We start from the raw sequence: 18,816 nt of genomic DNA, 5'->3' as shown, positions 1-18,816 counted from the left end.
GACGACTTACCATGAAAAATTTACTGAGCCTGCTTTTCCTTTTATCACTTGTTTCTTTAGGTTACGCCCAAAAGATAACCGAACGAAATTTCAAACCTTTCTTCGACCGGTATGGTGTCAACGGATGTTTTGTGTTGTTTGATGAAGCGAACAATGAGTTAATCCGCTACAATCCTGCAATATGCGATTCTGGGTTTATTCCCGCTTCGACGTTCAAAATTCCCCACTCGGTGATAGCTTTGGAAGAAGGTGTTGTTTCCGACACCGAGCAAGTGATTCCCTGGAATGGACACGAGTGGCCTGTTAAGAAATGGAACCATGATCAGACTTTGAGAACAGCGATAAAATACTCCTGTGTATGGGTTTATACCGGCTTTGCCGAAAAGATAGGGATAGACAAATACCGGAAATATGTGCGGGCGTTTGACTATGGAAATAAGAATCTGAACGGTCCTCCTACCCGGTTTTGGCTGGCCGGAGAATTTCGCATTAGCGCCAATCAGCAAATCGCTTTTCTACGGAAGTTTTATTACGATGATTTACCGGTTTCGAAGGAATCCATTGACAAGGTCAGGAAACTCATCGTGCTGGAAAAAGGAGACGACTGGACACTCAGCGGAAAAACAGGTGGTGGAGTTTTAAATGATAACGACTACATCATGTGGCTGGTCGGATATGTTGAAAAGGATAACCATCCTTATTTCTATGCCATGAATTTCGTATCCGATGATTTTAACGGGACCAGTCAGGCCAGATATAAAATTACGAAGGACATTCTAATGGAATTGAAAATAATAGAACCATGAAAAGTATTTTACATCTTGGGTGGAAACGTCGGTTTGGCCTGCTTTTAGCGGTCGTTGTCTTGTCAACCGGAGCTTTGTTCGGACAACGGGAGAAGCAGTCGAAATTGAAAGTCAAGGATTGGTATTATTATCCGTTGAGCTATCTGTCGAAACCGGATATTGTCTCTCCGGCGGTTTTTAAAGACGGGACTGAAGCGATTTTGGTAATGAAAAAAGATTCGACCTACGGGATTGTTCGGGTAACGGTGGAAAACGGAACTCCTCTTCTTTACAGCAATCAAATTAAATGGATGATGGGAAAGGGCCAACAGCTCGGAGTTGACCAGGGCGATTTCCCGGCGCTGGCCAAGAATGGTTTGCACGATGAAGCAGAGTTAGAAGGCAAGGATAGGATCACGGGATTCCCGGTAGAAATTATTGACGTAATTGGTCGGCCCAACGGGTTCTCTTATGCCGGTTTTATGGCAAAGGATGAAAATATCCTCTCGGTGCTGAAAGGAGACAATCAAACAGTACGTGCGATGGGCCTGACGCATCCGCAGATGGCTAAGCCGCTTTTTCATGTCTGGAATCTTGTCTTGAAGGAAGTTGAGTTAGGGCATTGGAGACGATTTTACGACAACATATCGGTGATATTCTATAACGGCCATCAATTGAGTTTCAAGGGGGAGAGAAGCAAAGGCTGGCAGGTTTCCATCTTTCAGGATGAAATTCAGGGAAGTTTCGATTTTACCGTGAGTCGCCCTCTGACTCCTGAAGAAAAGACCTTCCTGGACGAGCACTACAGTCAGCTATCTACTGCTCAGCGAAAAGAACTGGAAGCAAAACTCACCTCGCTGCATTTTAGCGAAATGGCGCCTTATTATATTATGCGGTACGGATTCTATGAGGGACACACGGCTTACCGTACTGACCCGGTTGCCATTGCTTTTATCTTTGGTTTGAAGACCCTTCCGGAACTGGATACTGCATTCAACCATAATTTATTTGACGTGTTGACGAAGCATTTCACGAAATAGCGGTTGCTGACTATCCCAAAAATAACACCAAACACTTTGCAGGAAAATGTTTGGTGTTAAGGTGATTGAATTATTGAAGAAAAAACATGTAACCTGAGAAAGTCACTATTAGATTACACGTCCTGCTCGTTTTCCACAGAGAACGTAAAACGGTACGTATCTGTGTCATATTCTGTTTCAAAAACCAGTTCGGTTAAACTGACTTGAATAACTGTAAACGTTAAAACTTCACCGCCATCGATGGTAACTTCCAGCTGGATGTTATCGGCAGTAGGCGTACCAATAAAATCCCACAGTAAATATTCGGCTACATCATCCGATGCGGTTGGTCGTTCCTCAATCTTTTGGGTGAGCGGGTTGATAAACCAGATGGTACCGAGGTCAATGGGCAAGTCTTGGGTGGTTACCTGTCCGTTCTTTTGAACTTCAGTCAGTTTCCAGTCGGGACCGGTAAGAAAGTCGGAGAGTTCACATTCGGTAAACCGAAATGACATGGTGTAAACGTTGTCGGTCTCAGTCGTACCTGTTACATTGGTCGATTTGGGAACAGAACTAACATATTCCATTGACAACAGGTGCAAATCACCTTCTGTGTCCACTTTCATCTCGTATCCTTCGCTCATTTCTTCCACAAAAACAAATGTCTTGGAGACAATGGTGTAGGGCAGACTAACTGCTTTCTCATAGGTAGCTGTCGCCATTCCATCTTCAATCAAAGCGCGGAACCGGAAGAGCGAAAGGTTATTTTCCATGGTTTGAGTTTCCGAATTAAAAACAGCTTCGGCTACTTTATAATGCTTGCCATAGATTGCATCTCCCTCGAAGGCGTCGGCTGGTTCTTCCGATTCGAAGTAGAGTGTCACATCGCCGTCTTCTTCGTCGGTGTAACTAATCTTCAGGTTCGTTTCCGAGATTTCATCAATGTTCAGCAGTTGCTCATCTACATAGATTTGTTCTTCATTGAAAGTCCAGGGAAGGTTGTCTTCGTAGTGATAAAAATTGGCCATGGCAAACGTTCCATCAGAATTGAAAATAGCAATATATGGAATGTGGCTACTTGTAATAAAATCAGATGTCTGACCGTTAATTTCCTGACTTTTAAATTTCCAGGGATGAGCTGTGAGAAGTTCTTCGCTGTTCTTTTGTTCAATTTCATCGACGCCGTTGTTGTCATCGCTGCAGCTTGTTATCAAAAGCGAAACGATGAACAGGACGCTCCAGAGATTCTTTACTTTCATTTTGGATAGTTTTTTTAGGTTAATCGATTTCTCAGGAATACGTTTGGAGGCGTCCTTTTAGTATTTCAATCTGTACGAAATATCATCAAAACGTAAAAAAAAAATGAGGTAATATGCTAATCTTAGATAATATGGATGGGAATAAAAAAGCCCTTGCGGGGAAATGCAAGAGCTTTAATTAATATTCTATCGTATCCGGAAGTTAATCCTTCTGCAATTCTTTTAGTACTTCTTTGCCCACCTTTTTAGCCGATTGTGGGTTTTGCCCGGTAATCAATCGTCCGTCGTGCACGACATGCACAGTGAACTTGGATGAGCAGGAATAGATTCCACCGCGCTCTTTGAGTTTATTTTCCAATAAAAACGGAACGACATTGGTGAGTTTCACTGCTTTTTCTTCCTCGTTGCTAAAACCGGTTACCTTTTTCCCGGCAATAAGATAGGAGCCATCATCCAGCTTGATATTTATCAGACCGGCAGGACCGTGACATACGGCACTTACCACGCCATGGTGTTCGTAAATTTTCGCGGCAATGGCTGCCAGTTGCTTACTTTCAGGGAAGTCCCACATGGCACCATGCCCCCCGACAAAGTGGATGGCCACATAATCGTCCGGGTTGATTTCCGATGGTTTCAACGTGTGATTGATTTTGTATTGAATTTCGGGATTGTCCCAAAACTCTTTGTTCACCGGATCGTTCAAATCGAATCCGTCAACAGGTGCTTTCCCGCCTTTCGGACTGACAAAATCGATGACGTATTTGTCTTTTAAGACATCCCACGGATGAGCAGCTTCCGATAAGAAGAATCCGGTTTTCTTGCCGGTGTCACCTTTCTGATCGTGGTTGGTCAACACGAACAGGATTTTTGGTTTGGCCGCTTTTTCCGTTTTCACATTAGCGGCAGTGTCGTCATTTGTCGAATGGTCCTTGTGCTTTTGGCTACAACTGCTTAACAGGAGTCCAAACAGCAGGACGGGCATTAATTTTCTAATCATATACAATTTTTGTTTGATGGATTTCTTTTTAGCATACGAAACCGTATGGCATGGGATTCAAATTCTTGGCTTAAGATTATTTATATGCTGAAGCTGATTGTAACAACTGCAAATCTTCCGGTTCCGGTTTCATTTGCACTGCTTCGAAGAATGCTTTCAGATGGCTGCTTTTGGTCGCACTGGCAATGGGTGCAGTCACGTCCTCCTGATGAATAAGCCAGGCAAGTGCCACAGCTGCCTGCGAAACTTCGTGTTTGGCTGCTAGTTCATCCAGTGCTTTCAGGATACGGAAACCTCGTTCATTCAGGTAGCCTTCAACCCCTCCACCGCGCACACTTTTACGGAGGTCATTCTTGCTTCGGTATTTCCCGCTAAGGAAACCTTTGGCCAACGAAAAATAGGTAATAACGCCCAACCCTTCTTCCCGGCAAACGGGATCGACGCCTTCTTCAAATCCCCGGCGGTCGTACAGGTTATACTCGGGCTGAAATACCTCGTAGCGAGGCAGATTGTTTTCAGCACTGGCTCTCATCGATTCTTTCAGCCTTTCGGGCGGAAGATTGGAGGCGCCGATAAAGCGCACCTTTCCGGCTTTAATAAGTTTTTCGTAAGCTCCCAGCGTTTCTTCCACCGGTGTATTTTCATCGTCCCAGTGGGTGAGATATAAATCGATCGTGTCGGTTTGCAACCGGCGCAATGAGTCCTCTACTGCTTCCATGATGTGTTTCTCCGAAAGGTCGCGATGTCCTTGCCCCATATCGGAGCCTACTTTTGTAATCACGGTTACTTTATCGCGGTTTCCCTTTTCCTTCATCCATTTTCCGATGATCGCTTCCGATTCGCCGCCCTGGTTGCCGTCGACCCAGCGTGAATATACATTGGCTGTATCGATGGTGTTGAAGCCGGCATCCACAAATTCATCCAGTATCCTGAACGACTCTTTTTCGTCGAGTGTCCATCCAAAAACATTGCCCCCGAATACGATGGGAGCAGTCTGTAAATCTGTATTTCCTAATTTTATCATATGATTGCTATTCTAATATTCAATAAAAGATAAGTCTGTCTGTTGTGTTTAACAGTTTACATGTAAGCAATGTTTTTTTGCCGGTGTATTTCAATCTGCATATGCAAGATATCTTTTTAGATATGATAATAGTTTTGTAGTTTTAGAAAGCTGGTTTTTCTCAAGGAGCCAGCTTTACTTTTTCACTAACCTAAACGACCGATGAAACAAATTCTTATTTTCTTTCTTGTTGCCCTGTCAACTCAAGTCTATGGACAAGCGGTACTTGATGCGGAGCGATTTTCAATTGATAAAAATGAGCTAAAGCAGACCATTAAAGTATTAGCGTCCGACTCGATGGAAGGACGCCTGACCGGAACGCTCGGGCAGATGAAAGCGGCACGGTATATTGCCGGAGAGTTTGCAAAGTACGGCCTTTCTGAAGCAGGAGACAACGGCTACTTCGACGATTTTAAGCTGGTGCAGTATTATCGGGGCGAAACGTATTTGAAGACGGCCCGTAACCGAAAGCTCGATGACTTCCAGGAGACGGCCTGTATGAGCCGTGAACCCATAGATGAGGAAACGGAACTGGAGCTCGTCTTCGGCGGTAACGGAACACTTGAAGATCTGGAGCAAATCAATGTAAAAAACCGAATGGTTTTGGTTTTTACAAAGAACCTGCGTTCAGCGTACCATATTAAAGCCGCACTGGAGAAAAGAAAAGCCGCAGGGTTAATTTTAGCTAATCCCTACAACGATAAGCAATTCGAATCCATCCGGAGAACTTTTAAGAACTTCATGACCCGGAAACGATATACGTTTGCTGATAGTGAACAGCTTGAAAATAATAGTATTGGTTTTGTGGAATTTATTATTCCCAATATGCAGATTCGCCATTTGATGAAGATGTCTGCCAGAGACCTCAATCAATTGATCGAAACTAAAGCGATTGCTGATTGTCCGGTGAACACTGTTCGGGTGAAATGTGAGCGGATAGTGAACCGAACGACGGGACGAAATGTAATCGGGATGCTGAAGGGAACATCCGATACTTCCATTTACATCATGGCGCACTACGATCATTTGGGAACTGACGGACGTTTTTATTTCCGCGGTTCCGACGATAATGCCTCCGGCGTGGCTTCCATGCTGGAGTTAGCTAAATTGTTTTCCGGTATTCCGGACTTGAAATACAACCTGATTTTCCTGGCGACCACGGGTGAAGAGGTGGGAGAGTTGGGCGCTAAATACCAGGTAAAACGAGCGGATTTCGAACCGGGAAAAGTATTGATCAACCTGAATATTGATATGGTTGGACGCATCGATTCTCAACATATCGGGAAAAAGGCTTATCTCTATTCCCTTGGAACCGACACGCAACCGAAGCTCGCTGCGCTTTTTGAAAAGGTTGACCAACGGGTTCCTGAATGTTCCTTCGATTATACTTTCAACAATTCGCACGATTTAACCGGGTACTACATGCGCTCCGACCAATACCAGTTTTATGAAAAAGGTATCCCGGCCGTGATGTTCTTCTCCGGTTTGCATAAAGACTACCACAAACCGACCGACACACCGGAGAAGATCAACTATCCTTTGCTGCAAAACCGTATTTTCCTGATAGGCCAGGTTATTCTTACGCTGCAGCGGAATGAATCTTTCAGTTTAGAAAGGGAACAAGTGCAGGCTACTCATCGTTAGTTTTCAGGGAAGTCGCTAAGAGGATTGGTCATTTTTTGGTAACTTGATCATAGATTTCATTTGGGAATCATTGCTTAACGAACGACATATCCGAAACTTAAACTGAGGAAAATGAAACGAAAGACTATCAACAATATTCAGTTTTATCTTGGTATCGTCCTGGCGTTAACAGGAGCGGCGATGATGTTTTTTGATTTGCTGCCAACAGGAGCGAGAATTACCATCGGAATTGTTGGTCTGGCACTAATTGCCACATCCCGTCGAAAGCTGGATCTAATGTAACGAGTGGTTATCCGCAAAGGAAACTTCAAGAATAGCGCAAAAGCCAATACCATGATGCCCCGACAAGAAACGACACTGGAATGGATCGCCGGACATGCAGGGGTAAAAAGGCTCTGCAGAATAGCCGGCATCGCAGCCTTTATTCTGATTGGATACTCGGTAGTCACCATGATTTTGCTGGTCACCATCGGTACCCAACCACTGACGGTTGAAGAATGTTTTGCCATGTTGCAGGAGAATAAGTTGGTCGGCTTGCTTCGCCTTGACATACTAACGGTCATATTTATTCCACTCTACTATGTCCTGTTTGCCGGACTTTATTTTGGTCTGAAGGAATCCAACCGGGGAATTACGACCTTATCGGTTATCATGGTATTTATTGGTGTGACCCTTTTTCTGGCTACCCCCTCGGTATTCTCATGGTTATACCTGAGTAACCGGTATGCCGGTGCCGTTACACCGGAAGAACAACGCCGCCTAATTGCTGCCGGGGAAGTACTTTTTGCATCCGACATGTGGCACGGAACCGGCGCCATTGTGGGAAGCATCCTTACGCAACTGGGCGGCATCTTTATTTCATGGGTGATGCTGAAAAGTGCTGTATTCAGCAAACTCACGGCCTACACCGGCCTGGTAACCCATGGGGTCGATTTTTTGCACATCTTCGCAGGCTTTATTTTCCCGGCAGCCAGTACATTGTTGATGGCAGTTGCCGGGCCATTGTATCTTCTCTGGTTTTTCCTGGTAGGAAGAAAACTATTACAGATTGGGAAAGGTAAGGCCAGACTACTTCGATAACATTCCCTTTAAATCGTGATTTTTTCTTTGTTTTCAGCCAGCCACTCATCAAATGATTGCAGTTCCGGATTGAGTTTCTTCGTAAAATCCACATCTCTCGAACCACAATAATAGTCCTGGAATTCTTTTTTAAACTGGAACATGTTTCCTAAATCGTCGGCTCCCGGAAAGCCAAAACCTCTGTACACATCGGCAGGTACATCATTGTAAACGACCTTAACGCCGAGTGCTTTGGTAAAGCTGTCAGCCATTTGTTGCCCGGTTAAGTTGCCTCCCGAAATGCCAACTGTTTTACCCAGGTAAGTTGTTCCGGCCTTGAAAATGTAGAAAGCCGATTTGCCGATATCCGTTGCTGAGATACTGGGAAGTTTTTTGTCACCCATGGGGAAGGTAATCGCCAGTCGTCCGTCTGGCAGCTTCTGCGGTCCCATTCCAAAGTGAATGAAGTTATCCCAGTAAAAGGCTGTGTGCAGCAGGGTATAAGGAATACCGCTGTTCACAAAGAAAGCATCCGACTCACCTTTGGCATCGAAGTGTGGAACTTTGTACTTCCCCTGTAGTGTAGGCATCCGGTTGTCGCTTAACGGAATCCATTTGCGGGTATCCTCCAGCGTTGACCAGATGACATGTTTTACCCCGGCTTCTTTTGCCGCCTCTGCCATCGATCTTGCATGCGCTTTCTCCTTTTCAGGAGAAAAGTGCTCCCAGTAGAACGTAACGCAATACACACCGTACGCTCCGGTGAAGGCTTTCACCAGACTTTGTTGGTCATCAACATCAGCAGCTACTACTTCAGCTCCCAGTTCTGCCAGTGCTTTTGCTTTATCGGAATTGGGATTCCGTGTTAGTGCACGTACTTTAAACTCCCCCGACGAATCGTTTAAAATGGCATGAACCAGTCCGCCACCCTGTGCCCCGGTAGCTCCCACAACAGCAATAATCTTTTGATCTTTCATGATAATATGATTAGTTAAACGATACAGAATAAATAAGTTACGCTGTTTAGGACCGAAAAGCAATAGATAAATACTTTTTTGTCTTTAATTGCCAATCAAATAGAAAACAAGCAGGTTTAGGTGTGAGGTTTTACAGAGAGCTTTCGATAATTTTTCTACTTTTAAAATCCGTTCGCGGATTCGGTTGGACAGAAGCGCCAGCCCCTAAATTTCCAGATTACATGAATGAAGCTGCACTGACAAAGCATTATCGTCAATTGTACACCGATTCGATAGCAAAGATTCGGGAAGAAGGAGTTGTTACGGATGAATTGCTGGATGCTCCGTCGGATGACCGGCGCGGAATAACCCTGTTGATTCGTCCGGACAACGAGGTGAAGAAGCGCATTCTTCTCTGGCTGGAAATGATGAAAGAGACAGAGCCTGAGCAGTATTATTATCCCACTTCCGATTTACATATCACCCTCTTGTCGGTTATTTCCTGCTACAGCGGATTTCACCCGGAACAGATTGATTTACCGTCCTACAATCAGCTGATTCGTGAAAGTCTGGCAGGCGAAGATTCTTTTTCAATTCGGATGAAAGGAATTACGGCTTCGCCATCGGGAGTGATGGTTCAGGGATTCAGTGAAAACGACCGGCTAAATGAGTTGCGCGAAAGTCTGCGAAAGCAATTCAGGAAATCAGAACTGCAGCAATCTATCGATAAACGGTATGTTCTGCAGACTGCCCATTCTACGGTTATTCGTTTCCGGAAACCGCTCCAACATAAAGATACTTTCCTGGATAAGCTGGAACAGTTTCGGGATTTCGACTTTGGCACGTTTCAGGTGAAGGAAATCGAATTGGTAACCAACGACTGGTATCTCCGGAAGGAAAAAGTAAGAACACTGAGCCGATTCCCGTTAGGATAAATGCAAAGTTTTTACGTAACTTTTTCAATGGAATGGCTGACAACAGATCAACGAAAACCTGCAGCTATTCCATCTCATAGTCGCAGGGAAACGAAGCGACGAAAGGATTCGGCGGGCGGAACAGATAGGAATTCGGCTCCGTCTGAAATAAACAAATGCTTTCCCTTTTCGGGAAAAAGAAACGAGACCTAAACAAGAACGATCATGATGGCTTATTGTGGATTGCACTGCGACGGATGCCCTATTCAAATGGCCACGCTCGAGACGGATTTGATTCGGAAACAGGCCATGCACGAAGATATTGTCAGACAATGTGCCATGGAGTATGGAATCGATATACAATTGCGCGATGTAACCGACTGTGATGGCTGCACGGCTGAAACAGGTCGCCTGTTTTCCGGTTGTCGGAATTGCAATATTCGGAATTGTGCCCGGGAAAGAGGTCTGGATAATTGCGCTCATTGCAGTGATTATCCGTGCGAAAAGCTTGATTCCATTTTCGGTCAGGAACCGGATGCCAAAGCCCGGCTCGATTCCATTCATCAGGCACTGGCATAAGAAATGAACTTCCTAATGGTAACCAATGATAAATATGAAAAAGTGGTTGGTGATTTCCCTGATGGTCTTTTTACAGGGACAAGTATGGGCGCAGCAAATTGCGCAGCGGCTAAAAGTGTCCGATGACATTGTGTTGGTCAAACTGTCCGAGCGGGCATATGTACATATTTCACAGGCAGAGATTCCACCGTTTGGACGAGTTTCTTCCAACGGATTGATATTTGTTAACGGAAAGGAGGCATTTCTGTTTGACACACCGGTAACCGAAGAAGAGACCCGGACGTTGGTCGATTGGCTCAAAAGTTCGATGGAGGTCGAAGTCGTCGGTTTTGTTCCCAACCACTGGCATATTGACTGCATGGGGGGACTAGCTTATTTGCAACAGCAGCATATTCCGTCGTGGGCGAACCAGATAACCGTCGACAGCGCGAAAGTAAAAGGCTTGCCTGTTCCCGATCATAGATTCACAGATTCGTTGCAATTGAAACTAGGAGATAAAACCATCGAATGTTATTACTTGGGGCCGGCCCATGCGACCGATAACATTGTGGTTTGGATTCCGTCAGAGAAGATCCTGTTTCCCGGTTGTTTGGTAAAGAGTATGAATTCGCGTACGTTGGGCAATACGGGCGATGGCGATTTGAAAGCCTATCCGGCCACCATTATAAAGGTGATCGACAAATTCACGGACGCCCGCATTGTCATTCCCGGACACGGACCATTCGGCGGCCCCGAATTGTTGAGGCACACGTACCGGTTAGCCGAATCCAATCAATAACAATTTCTGTTACCTTCTCCCTCTCAATTCCGTAATGGGAAAATAAAATCCATGAGCAGGGAGCTGATCCAACACATTCGCCAGTTTACCGAATTGACGGACGACCAGGCCGATTTCATTACGGCAAGTGTTAGCGAACGAAAGGTGCTGAAAAAGGAGTTGTTGCTGACTACCGGCGACATCTGCCGGGTCAACTATTTTGTGGTGTCCGGATGTTTGCGGATGTTTTTCACCGATGAGCAAGGCATGGAAAGGACTATTCAGTTTGCCATCGAAAACTGGTGGATGACCGATTATACGAGCAAGGACAGAAACGTTCCCAGCCAATATAGTATCCAGGCTGTTGAGGATTCGATGGTCATCTCGCTGGACAATGAAACCAGTGAGAAGTTATTCGCCACGGTACCTGCATTCGAGACCTATTTTCGAAAAATACTGCAACGGGCCTATGCTGCGTCGTTATTCCGCATTGGTTTGTTGTACAGTCGTTCCAAAGAGGAGATGTTTTTCGGTTTTCAGCTAAAATACCCGGAATTTGTGCAACGGGTACCGCAATATATGCTGGCATCTTTGCTCGGTATGACGCCTGAATATCTGAGTGAACTCAGAAAAAAGACTGATTCATCCGTTTCTTAAACCTGTTTAAGTTTTTTCCGTGTTTTCATGGCCAACTTTGTGACGAACAAAAAGCAAATGTCATGGAAGCACATGTAAAGATCGCCGAAGTACACCCGGAAGCATACGAGGCCATGCTCGGTTTGGAACACTACTTCAAAAACAGCGGACTGACCGATATCCATCGTGAGTTAATTAAAATAAGGGCATCGCAAATTAATGGTTGCGCCTTTTGCATCGACAAGCACACCACGGATGCCATGAAGTATGGTGAAACTCCACAACGTATCTTTTTGCTGGATGCCTGGGAAGAAACTGACCTGTTCGATGAAAAAGAAAAAGCCATTCTGGCGCTGACAGATGCCGTTACCCGGATACATGGAGATGTTCCACCGGAACTAATCGTCAACGCACGCAAATATTTTGATGAAACGTACCTGGCCCAAATCATCATGGGTATTATCACCATCAACGCCTGGAACCGGATAGGAATCGTCTCGGGTGCAGCCAGCCGGATTGAAGCGGTTCAACCGTAATGCTCCTTGATAGCAGAGACAGGGAAATTACCTTGTCTCTGCTAATTTATGAACGGAACCAGTCTGGATTCTGCTCGTATGAATATGTATTTCATTTATTTTTGAAGGTACGAGAGAAGTCAGAATGAAGAAAGAAAAGCCAAACGAACTACCCATCCTGCCGTTCAAATCGGGAAAAGAATTTGAAGACTGGATGGCCGTGAACCATACCAACCCGGACGGCATCTGGTTGCGATTGTTTAAAAAAGACTCGGGAAAGGAAACCGTGACTTATGACGAAGCGCTGGATGTAGCACTTTGTTATGGCTGGATAGACGGACAGTTGAAGAAATACGACGAAGAATCGTGGCTGAGAAGATTCACTCCGCGCCGGAATGGAAGCAAATGGTCGAAGCGGAACACCGGGCATGTAGAACGGTTGATGAAACAGGGTCGAATGAAACCGACCGGACTGGCAGAAGTGGAAAGCGCCAAAGCCGATGGACGATGGCAACAAGCCTATGAAGCACAAAGCAACATGACCATCCCTGATGATTTTATGAAAGCTTTATCGGCCAATCAACAGGCACTGGCGTTTTTCCGAAAACTGAACAAAGCCAATCTGTATGCCATTGCATACCGTTTGAGTACCGCGAAAAGACCGGAAACCCGTAAGAAACGTATGCAACAGATTCTGGAAATGATGGCCAAAGGAGAGAAGTTTCATTAAAGAATTCCCGGCCAACCTTTACTCGTCAAAACTGTTTTGCATCTTGTTGATGTGAAGTAGTAAAGCATGACCAGCTCTAAAAAGAAAATACTGGCTATATCAGGAAGCACCAAACAGCAATCGGTGAACCTTGCAATGCTGAAAGCAATAGCGGCAACATACAGCGGTCGAATAACGGTTGATTTGTATGACGGCATTGATAAAATACCGCATTTCAATCCCGACAAAGATACTGACACACCTCCCGAAAGCGTGGTCGATTTTAGGAATCGCATTGCCACCTCCGACGGTGTTATCATTTGTACACCAGAGTATGTTTTCAGCCTGCCGGGAAGTCTGAAAAACGCCATTGAATGGACGGTCTCCACCACCATTTTCAGCAAAAAACCGGTTGCACTGATTGTGGCGGCTGCTTCCGGTGAGAAAGCGATCGAATCACTCCGGTTGATTATGAGCACACTGGATGCCACAGTTCCGGCGAATGGAAGTTTGTTGATCAAAGGAGCGAAAGGGAAAATCGGACCGAATGGTGTAATCACGGATGCGGAGACTGAAGCAAAGTTGAATACTCTGATGGATAACTTTCTCCGTTTGCTGGATAAATAGTTAAACGGCAAACTTTTATCCGATAAGGGTGTTATGAAACCGGATGGATCATCCGGAACAAAACTATCTGTGTAACCAAACTTTGAGATCATGACAATTGTAAATCCCTATCTGACTTTTAAAGGAAACTGCGAGGAGGCTTTTAACCATTACAAAGCTGTTTTTGGTGGCGAGTTTGCCTATGTTGGACGTTTCAAAGACATGCCGCCGCAGGATGGTGTGGAAATCCCGGAAGCCGATCAAAACAAAATTATGCACATTGCGCTGCCCCTCAATAAAGAAAATATCCTGATGGGAAGCGATACCGGTGGCTGGACCCCCGAACTGAAAGTAGGTAACAACTTCTCGTTATCTGTTTCGGCCGAAAGCAAAGAACAGGCCGATCGTTTTTTCATGGCGCTGTCGAAGGGCGGCAATGTGACCATGCCCATGGCTTCCACCTTCTGGGGCGATTACTTTGGGATGTGCACCGACGCTTTCGGTGTCAACTGGATGATTAGCTTCAACGAGAACCCACAGGAATAGCCAACCGGAACTCGTCATTTCATTTCCCGGCAGCCGGAAATGAGCTCCTGGAAGATGCATTTCGAGGCCGGATTGTGTAACTTTATTCAGGTATGGAAAGACCAACGAGCTGTTAACCTGAAACGTTACCAATATGAAACGACCTGAACTTTTCATCACAGCCCTGATGGTGCCTATCCTGTTGCTGATCTCCTGCGATAGTGACACCACTAGAATAACCGGCGAAGGGCCGGTGGTCACGAAGACCATCACGGTTCCTGATTTCACGGGTATCGATTTGGCCGGGGCAGCCAACATCATTATCACACAGGGAGCCACACAAACAGTGGAAGTGTCGGCTCAGCAGAATATCATCGACCGGTTGGAGACTAATGTGTCGGGAGGCATTTGGACCGTAAAGCTCGAAGACGGGAATTACACCAACTACGATTTGACGATTTACATTACCGTACCAACGATCAGTAGCCTGCTGGTCAGTGGCTCGGGAAACATCAAAGTGAACGATTTCACCGGGCAGGATGATTTGGCGCTAACCATTACCGGTTCCGGAAACATTGAAATGAATGCTTTTGGCGGATGCGAAAATCTGTCGGTTACCATCACCGGAAGTGGAAACGTGATGGGGACGAAGGATTTTTCCGATTTGAAGAACCTGGATGTTGTTATCAGCGGTTCGGGCAATTTTGCCGCTTACCCGATTGTTTCGGACAATTGCCACATCAGTATTCCCGGCAGCGGTGTTTGCTTCGTCACGGTTAACGATACCCTGAACATCAGCATCAGCGGTTCGGGAAGTGTTTTCTACAGAGGAAGCCCAACCGTTACGCAAACGATTACCGGATCGGGAGTCGTGATGAATACGAATTAGTTGTCTGTAACGGTTAATCGCTCTATTACAAACTTCAATTTAATTGTTATGTCAAAATCAAGCGGATTAAAAAATGCACCAAGCACAACCGGAAAACCATCCGGGCGCGGACGAGCTAATAATCCTCCAAAAACAGGAGGTAAAAAAGGATAAATCCGAGTTTCAGGATTTGGGCTTTGCAATTACCATCTTCGAAAAGCCTTTTGCGCTATTTGCGAAAACCTTTGCGGATTTTGCGAGGAGCCTTTTCTTTACCACGAAGAACACGAGGATTTTTCACGAAGGCCACAAAGACTCCCTTCATCGAAGCCGAACAACAGTAACGACCGAAACTCCTTAACCTGAAATCGCAACCTTTTTATATCCATTCTAAATAGTCCGGTTTTGGTGATGAACCTATCGATTTCTTCCATGAAAGTACCGATCTGTTCCGTGAACGGAGAAAAGCGCTTTCCCTGCCTGGGCGTAAATGTCTCCTAATGAATAATAAATTAGATTAGAAATACTACTTTCGTGTACTAATTGCGGATACTGTTCGTTTTTGAATAAAACGTCAGGGTAAATTTAGAGCAAACCTTTCCTGGTAAAACTGGCAAATGGAGACGCCTTTTGGGCAGGCGCTCCGGTATTATGGATGAAAAAACTGACCGGGAACAAGGAATGAAGATTTATGAAAGAGTGGTATTACATAGCTGACGATGACCGGTACGGCCCGTTTAGCCTGGATGACCTGGAAGGAAGAATAAAGGAGACGACCAAAGTCTGGAAAAAGGGAATGTCCAGATGGGAGAAAGCCATGCAGGTACAAGAGCTGGCTGGTCTCTTTCGGGATATCTTGCCACCCGTTCCCGCGGAAGACAAAAAGCTGGGACGGGAGACCGAAGCTTTCCGGTACATTCGGGCGGACATTCTATCAGGGTGGATATTCCTGTTGATGCTGGTGGTTGAAATCGTGCTGCAGATGCTCGACATGGATGATATCCGTTTTTACGGCTTCGTGCTGTTTTTGAGTCTCTTGGCGCTCGTCCGGTTGTTGACCGGCATGAAGAAATACCTCTCACTGCACCTCGAAATCAGGAAGCCCGCGATCAATGTCAACTGGGTCATCGTGACCTCCATTCCCATCTACATCCTGATGGCTTACGAGCGGGGACGCGTTATCGACAACACGCTGTATAGTTATGGTATCCTGGTAGTGGTACTGGCCTTCATTCTGAACGGTTATCATTATCTCCGGCTGGCCCAAAAACTAAGTCTGTTGAAAAGGGTAGGAGTAACCGCTTTCCGGAACTTCGCCTACCTGCAGTTCTTCTACAGCATCCTGGTGTTCATGGTCGTTATTGTGGCTCTGTTTCTCATGATTTTCACCGACAGCGCCGTACTCAGTTCGCCGTTAACCCTGCGTGAAGGCCTCACCGTACTGTTCATCGAAATGCTGCCGTACCTTTTCCTGCAATACGGTTTAATGAAGGTGAAGCGGAACTACTTCGTGCATCAACCGGCATATTAGCAAATAAGAATACAAAGCATTTTCATCCTCATATAAACCCTGTCAGCATACAATCGCCGGCAGGGTATTTTTGCATTTGCCTTTATCTAAATCTTAACTCTCTAAATGCATCTAAAACCGACGAAGAGACTCCATGAAGATTCATTTTGAAATACATAAAAACAATTGGAAATAAAAAGGCCAGGTCATAACACTGTATTTGACGCATTGGGGGCTGGCAAGTTGCAAATATTTTTAATTCTATTTTAAGTAAATTGTATTCTGATAAGGACGTACTTCAAAATCGCTAGCGATGCCATATAGGAAGCCGTTTCACTTGATCTAGGAACTCAAATTTAGCGACAATGGAAAGCCATATTTTACGAATAAAGAGAGAATTGGGTATCGCAGTAAAGACGTTGTTAGATGATTCTGTTTTGAAAAACGATATAGATTTTACTTTTGAATTTTTACTTCCCTTCTCAAAAGCGGATAGGACTGACGATGTCAAATTAATTATCATTGGGCAAGACCCAACCGTAAGAAGAGCAGAATCGCGTGGAGATATTAACTTGACATTGAATCTGGATAAAGATAATAGTCTAAAGACATATTTGAGAAAGGTGTGTGATATTTTAGAGATTGATATCGAAAAAGAAATCTATGCAACAAATCTATTTAAATACTTTTTTAGATTTCCTCCAGCCGACGACCAGACAATATTAACCCGACAATTCAAAATCTGGATAGATCTTCTTATAAATGAAATCGCTGTGTTCGGGAATCCATTTGTAATAACGCTAGGTGAGCCTTTGATAGCTCAATTGATACACACAAATAGCAAGAAAGTAAAATATTACTGGAATTATATTGGTGACACAAAATCCGGAAGAGACTTTAAATGTAACGAACCCTTTGAAAACTATTTGCAAAGAAGAATTTATCCGATTGCACATCAGCCGACTTGGAATAGAAACGAGTTTTATAAAAATTATTTAGTTGATTATTTGAATTTTATCAAACAAAACGAAAATTTATGCCCCAACTATATACCACATTGGCCCGCGTGTATCACTAGGTGTACCAACACATCTTCAATGACGATGCAGCGTTTCGCTTTTAGAGCAACCTGCCGCTTGAAATAACCCGCTACACTCGTTGGCAGCACCCCGGTGTCAACGAGTGTTTCCTGTATCGGACATTGGTAAATGAAGAATGATTTTAAATAAAAAACTAACCTGATTCATCACCGTCTTTAGACAAGTATATTTGTTATATTTACTTAAAAACTAATTAACTATGATTTCAGTAAGCCACATTCATCCAATGTTAGTTCATTTTCCAATCGCACTAATTTTGATTGGATTTATTGCCGATTTTGCTTCGCTGGTCTTTAAGAAAGAAGCATGTTTATCGAAGACCGGTTTTTACTTGCTAATCGTTGGTACACTTTCGGCCGTTTTTGCTTTGCTGGCCGGTGTTTTATTTACCTCCGATATGTCAGGTGCCGCAGGAGAAGTTAAGGCTACCCACGAGTTGTTTGCCTGGATAACGTTGGGTTTATTATTTCTTACTTCCGTTATTCGGATTTTTCTTGTTGTTAAGAAAAGAGAACATTCAGACTTAAAATGGCTTGCCTTTGCGCTTTACGGACTTGGCGCCATTTCAGTCGGTATAACAGGTTTCTTTGGCGGAACGCTGGTTTATAACTATATGATGCCCCTTTAATAAACAATATAAATTCAAACTCAAATGAAAAAAGTACGCATATTTTTAGTATTGGCTATTACAAGTCTAATAGCTTTTACAAGTTGTAATCAATCCAAGCCGGTTAAAACAATAGAAAACCTCAAAGCAGGTATAATCGGTGAAACAACAGCAAGCAAAAAGTATGAAGCCTTTGCTCAGAAAGCAAAAGAAGAAGGTCATGATGCAATTGCGATGCTTTTTAGTGCCGCATCAAACGCGGAAGCAGTACATGCAGCCAATCATACCAAGGTTTTGGAATCATTAGGCGAAAAGATGGATGATTTTACACCGGAATTTGAAGTGAAAACAACGGCAGAGAACTTACAGGCAGCGATAGAAGGCGAGTCGTATGAAGTCGCCACAATGTATCCTCAATTTCTGGCCGATGCAAAAGCCGAAAAAGTTCAGAAAGCGGAACAGTCGTTTACCTGGGCGTTGGACACGGAAAAGAAACACAATGATTTTTATTCCAATGCACTGAGCGCTTTAAACGCGGAATCGGAAAGCGGTTTGCCTACGGGGTACGCTGTTTGTCCTGTTTGTGGTAACACATACGATATGGCAAATGTGGATGATAAATGTGCCTTCTGTATGACAGACAAGTCAAAATTTATCAATTTCGATTAAAGTAGGAGACTATTTCATAGTATCTTATTTCAACTGTAA

Annotated in this window: 22 protein-coding genes; 18 read left to right on the top strand and 4 right to left on the bottom strand. The window is 44.5% G+C overall.

The window, feature by feature from the left end:
* Window positions 1-11: 11 nt before the first annotated feature.
* Window positions 12-806 (top strand): penicillin-binding transpeptidase domain-containing protein, encoded by a 795-nt coding sequence (locus CLV93_RS07300; protein ID WP_106541533.1) that lies wholly within the window; start codon window positions 12-14, stop codon window positions 804-806.
* Complete coding sequence (locus CLV93_RS07295) at window positions 803-1,825, top strand: hypothetical protein (protein ID WP_106541532.1); 1,023 nt, start codon at window positions 803-805, stop codon at window positions 1,823-1,825. Before CLV93_RS07300 ends, CLV93_RS07295 begins: the two co-directional genes overlap by 4 nt.
* Before the next feature lie 113 nt (window positions 1,826-1,938).
* Here CLV93_RS07295 and CLV93_RS07290 read toward each other — a convergent pair whose 3' ends face one another.
* From CLV93_RS07290 to CLV93_RS07280, 3 genes are all read right to left on the bottom strand, one after another.
* A complete protein-coding gene (locus CLV93_RS07290; RefSeq protein ID WP_106541531.1) occupies window positions 1,939-3,063 on the bottom strand; it encodes a hypothetical protein in 1,125 nt (374 codons plus the stop codon).
* A 202-nt stretch (window positions 3,064-3,265) separates the two neighbouring features.
* Window positions 3,266-4,060 carry a type 1 glutamine amidotransferase domain-containing protein gene (locus CLV93_RS07285; RefSeq protein ID WP_246187267.1) on the bottom strand — a complete coding sequence of 265 codons (795 nt, stop codon included), beginning with the start codon at window positions 4,058-4,060 and terminating at the stop codon, window positions 3,266-3,268.
* Window positions 4,061-4,136: 76 nt separating this feature from the next.
* Window positions 4,137-5,084: an aldo/keto reductase gene (locus tag CLV93_RS07280; RefSeq protein ID WP_106541529.1), complete on the bottom strand. Its 948-nt coding sequence runs from the start codon at window positions 5,082-5,084 to the stop codon at window positions 4,137-4,139.
* Between the two features lie 201 nt (window positions 5,085-5,285).
* Here CLV93_RS07280 and CLV93_RS07275 point away from each other — a divergent pair, with 201 nt between their 5' ends.
* The 3 genes from CLV93_RS07275 (at window position 5,286) to CLV93_RS07270 (ending at window position 7,847) form a co-directional block, all read left to right on the top strand.
* The gene (locus CLV93_RS07275) at window positions 5,286-6,767 is read left to right on the top strand and encodes a M20/M25/M40 family metallo-hydrolase (protein WP_106541528.1); all 1,482 of its coding nucleotides are present in this window, start codon (window positions 5,286-5,288) and stop codon (window positions 6,765-6,767) included.
* A 111-nt stretch (window positions 6,768-6,878) separates the two neighbouring features.
* Entirely contained in the window at window positions 6,879-7,049 is a 171-nt protein-coding gene (locus CLV93_RS20240) for a hypothetical protein (protein ID WP_153637067.1), read from the top strand.
* A gap of 51 nt (window positions 7,050-7,100) precedes the next feature.
* On the top strand, window positions 7,101-7,847 hold the full coding sequence (locus CLV93_RS07270; RefSeq protein WP_106541527.1) for a hypothetical protein: 747 nt from the start codon (window positions 7,101-7,103) through the stop codon (window positions 7,845-7,847).
* Between the two features lie 8 nt (window positions 7,848-7,855).
* Here CLV93_RS07270 and CLV93_RS07265 read toward each other — a convergent pair whose 3' ends face one another.
* The gene (locus CLV93_RS07265; RefSeq protein WP_106541526.1) at window positions 7,856-8,803 is read right to left on the bottom strand and encodes an NmrA/HSCARG family protein; all 948 of its coding nucleotides are present in this window, start codon (window positions 8,801-8,803) and stop codon (window positions 7,856-7,858) included.
* A gap of 221 nt (window positions 8,804-9,024) precedes the next feature.
* Between CLV93_RS07265 and CLV93_RS07260 the strand changes: the two genes are divergently transcribed.
* The 13 genes from CLV93_RS07260 (at window position 9,025) to CLV93_RS07200 (ending at window position 18,777) form a co-directional block, all read left to right on the top strand.
* The gene (locus CLV93_RS07260) at window positions 9,025-9,717 is read left to right on the top strand and encodes a 2'-5' RNA ligase family protein (RefSeq protein ID WP_106541525.1); all 693 of its coding nucleotides are present in this window, start codon (window positions 9,025-9,027) and stop codon (window positions 9,715-9,717) included.
* A gap of 204 nt (window positions 9,718-9,921) precedes the next feature.
* Window positions 9,922-10,275, top strand: a complete 354-nt coding sequence (locus CLV93_RS07255) for a DUF3795 domain-containing protein (RefSeq protein WP_106541524.1) — start codon at window positions 9,922-9,924, stop codon at window positions 10,273-10,275.
* A 34-nt stretch (window positions 10,276-10,309) separates the two neighbouring features.
* Window positions 10,310-11,053, top strand: a complete 744-nt coding sequence (gene bla / locus CLV93_RS07250; protein WP_170108888.1) for a subclass B1 metallo-beta-lactamase — start codon at window positions 10,310-10,312, stop codon at window positions 11,051-11,053.
* Window positions 11,054-11,104: 51 nt separating this feature from the next.
* Window positions 11,105-11,689 (top strand): Crp/Fnr family transcriptional regulator, encoded by a 585-nt coding sequence (locus CLV93_RS07245; RefSeq protein WP_106541522.1) that lies wholly within the window; start codon window positions 11,105-11,107, stop codon window positions 11,687-11,689.
* A gap of 62 nt (window positions 11,690-11,751) precedes the next feature.
* Window positions 11,752-12,204, top strand: a complete 453-nt coding sequence (locus CLV93_RS07240) for a carboxymuconolactone decarboxylase family protein (protein WP_106541521.1) — start codon at window positions 11,752-11,754, stop codon at window positions 12,202-12,204.
* A gap of 124 nt (window positions 12,205-12,328) precedes the next feature.
* A complete protein-coding gene (locus CLV93_RS07235; RefSeq protein ID WP_106541520.1) occupies window positions 12,329-12,913 on the top strand; it encodes a YdeI/OmpD-associated family protein in 585 nt (194 codons plus the stop codon).
* 66 nt (window positions 12,914-12,979) lie between these two features.
* Window positions 12,980-13,519: an NADPH-dependent FMN reductase gene (locus CLV93_RS07230; RefSeq protein ID WP_106541519.1), complete on the top strand. Its 540-nt coding sequence runs from the start codon at window positions 12,980-12,982 to the stop codon at window positions 13,517-13,519.
* A 90-nt stretch (window positions 13,520-13,609) separates the two neighbouring features.
* Window positions 13,610-14,044, top strand: coding sequence for a VOC family protein (locus CLV93_RS07225; protein WP_106541518.1), 435 nt, complete (start codon window positions 13,610-13,612; stop codon window positions 14,042-14,044).
* A 133-nt stretch (window positions 14,045-14,177) separates the two neighbouring features.
* Window positions 14,178-14,912: a head GIN domain-containing protein gene (locus tag CLV93_RS07220; RefSeq protein WP_106541517.1), complete on the top strand. Its 735-nt coding sequence runs from the start codon at window positions 14,178-14,180 to the stop codon at window positions 14,910-14,912.
* Between the two features lie 670 nt (window positions 14,913-15,582).
* Window positions 15,583-16,422, top strand: a complete 840-nt coding sequence (locus CLV93_RS07215; RefSeq protein WP_106541516.1) for a DUF4339 domain-containing protein — start codon at window positions 15,583-15,585, stop codon at window positions 16,420-16,422.
* A 344-nt stretch (window positions 16,423-16,766) separates the two neighbouring features.
* Complete coding sequence (locus CLV93_RS07210; RefSeq protein WP_106541515.1) at window positions 16,767-17,546, top strand: uracil-DNA glycosylase family protein; 780 nt, start codon at window positions 16,767-16,769, stop codon at window positions 17,544-17,546.
* Between the two features lie 154 nt (window positions 17,547-17,700).
* Complete coding sequence (locus CLV93_RS07205; protein WP_106541514.1) at window positions 17,701-18,129, top strand: DUF2231 domain-containing protein; 429 nt, start codon at window positions 17,701-17,703, stop codon at window positions 18,127-18,129.
* Between the two features lie 24 nt (window positions 18,130-18,153).
* The gene (locus CLV93_RS07200) at window positions 18,154-18,777 is read left to right on the top strand and encodes a rubrerythrin family protein (RefSeq protein ID WP_106541513.1); all 624 of its coding nucleotides are present in this window, start codon (window positions 18,154-18,156) and stop codon (window positions 18,775-18,777) included.
* The last annotated feature ends 39 nt before the right edge of the window (window positions 18,778-18,816 follow it).

Source organism: Prolixibacter denitrificans, assembly GCF_003014495.1.
In the GTDB taxonomy this organism is placed as follows: Bacteria; Bacteroidota; Bacteroidia; order Bacteroidales; family Prolixibacteraceae; genus Prolixibacter; species Prolixibacter denitrificans.
This window is presented reverse-complemented; position numbering and strand designations above follow the sequence as displayed.

Excerpts from the sequence above, each read along its gene's own strand:
- CLV93_RS07260 (WP_106541525.1), top strand. The coding sequence starts at position 9,025 with ATGAATGAAGCTGCACTGACAAAGCATTATCGTCAATTGTACACCGAT.
- CLV93_RS07205 (WP_106541514.1), top strand. The coding sequence starts at position 17,701 with ATGATTTCAGTAAGCCACATTCATCCAATGTTAGTTCATTTTCCAATC.
- CLV93_RS07300 (WP_106541533.1), top strand. The coding sequence starts at position 12 with ATGAAAAATTTACTGAGCCTGCTTTTCCTTTTATCACTTGTTTCTTTA.
- CLV93_RS07235 (WP_106541520.1), top strand. The coding sequence starts at position 12,329 with ATGAAGAAAGAAAAGCCAAACGAACTACCCATCCTGCCGTTCAAATCG.
- CLV93_RS07280 (WP_106541529.1), bottom strand. The coding sequence starts at position 5,084 with ATGATAAAATTAGGAAATACAGATTTACAGACTGCTCCCATCGTATTC.
- CLV93_RS07215 (WP_106541516.1), top strand. The coding sequence starts at position 15,583 with ATGAAAGAGTGGTATTACATAGCTGACGATGACCGGTACGGCCCGTTT.
- CLV93_RS07255 (WP_106541524.1), top strand. The coding sequence starts at position 9,922 with ATGATGGCTTATTGTGGATTGCACTGCGACGGATGCCCTATTCAAATG.
- CLV93_RS07265 (WP_106541526.1), bottom strand. The coding sequence starts at position 8,803 with ATGAAAGATCAAAAGATTATTGCTGTTGTGGGAGCTACCGGGGCACAG.
- CLV93_RS07270 (WP_106541527.1), top strand. The coding sequence starts at position 7,101 with ATGATGCCCCGACAAGAAACGACACTGGAATGGATCGCCGGACATGCA.
- CLV93_RS20240 (WP_153637067.1), top strand. The coding sequence starts at position 6,879 with ATGAAACGAAAGACTATCAACAATATTCAGTTTTATCTTGGTATCGTC.
- CLV93_RS07290 (WP_106541531.1), bottom strand. The coding sequence starts at position 3,063 with ATGAAAGTAAAGAATCTCTGGAGCGTCCTGTTCATCGTTTCGCTTTTG.
- CLV93_RS07240 (WP_106541521.1), top strand. The coding sequence starts at position 11,752 with ATGGAAGCACATGTAAAGATCGCCGAAGTACACCCGGAAGCATACGAG.
- CLV93_RS07220 (WP_106541517.1), top strand. The coding sequence starts at position 14,178 with ATGAAACGACCTGAACTTTTCATCACAGCCCTGATGGTGCCTATCCTG.
- CLV93_RS07295 (WP_106541532.1), top strand. The coding sequence starts at position 803 with ATGAAAAGTATTTTACATCTTGGGTGGAAACGTCGGTTTGGCCTGCTT.
- CLV93_RS07230 (WP_106541519.1), top strand. The coding sequence starts at position 12,980 with ATGACCAGCTCTAAAAAGAAAATACTGGCTATATCAGGAAGCACCAAA.
- CLV93_RS07210 (WP_106541515.1), top strand. The coding sequence starts at position 16,767 with ATGGAAAGCCATATTTTACGAATAAAGAGAGAATTGGGTATCGCAGTA.
- CLV93_RS07275 (WP_106541528.1), top strand. The coding sequence starts at position 5,286 with ATGAAACAAATTCTTATTTTCTTTCTTGTTGCCCTGTCAACTCAAGTC.
- bla (WP_170108888.1), top strand. The coding sequence starts at position 10,310 with ATGAAAAAGTGGTTGGTGATTTCCCTGATGGTCTTTTTACAGGGACAA.
- CLV93_RS07200 (WP_106541513.1), top strand. The coding sequence starts at position 18,154 with ATGAAAAAAGTACGCATATTTTTAGTATTGGCTATTACAAGTCTAATA.
- CLV93_RS07245 (WP_106541522.1), top strand. The coding sequence starts at position 11,105 with ATGAGCAGGGAGCTGATCCAACACATTCGCCAGTTTACCGAATTGACG.
- CLV93_RS07225 (WP_106541518.1), top strand. The coding sequence starts at position 13,610 with ATGACAATTGTAAATCCCTATCTGACTTTTAAAGGAAACTGCGAGGAG.
- CLV93_RS07285 (WP_246187267.1), bottom strand. The coding sequence starts at position 4,060 with ATGATTAGAAAATTAATGCCCGTCCTGCTGTTTGGACTCCTGTTAAGC.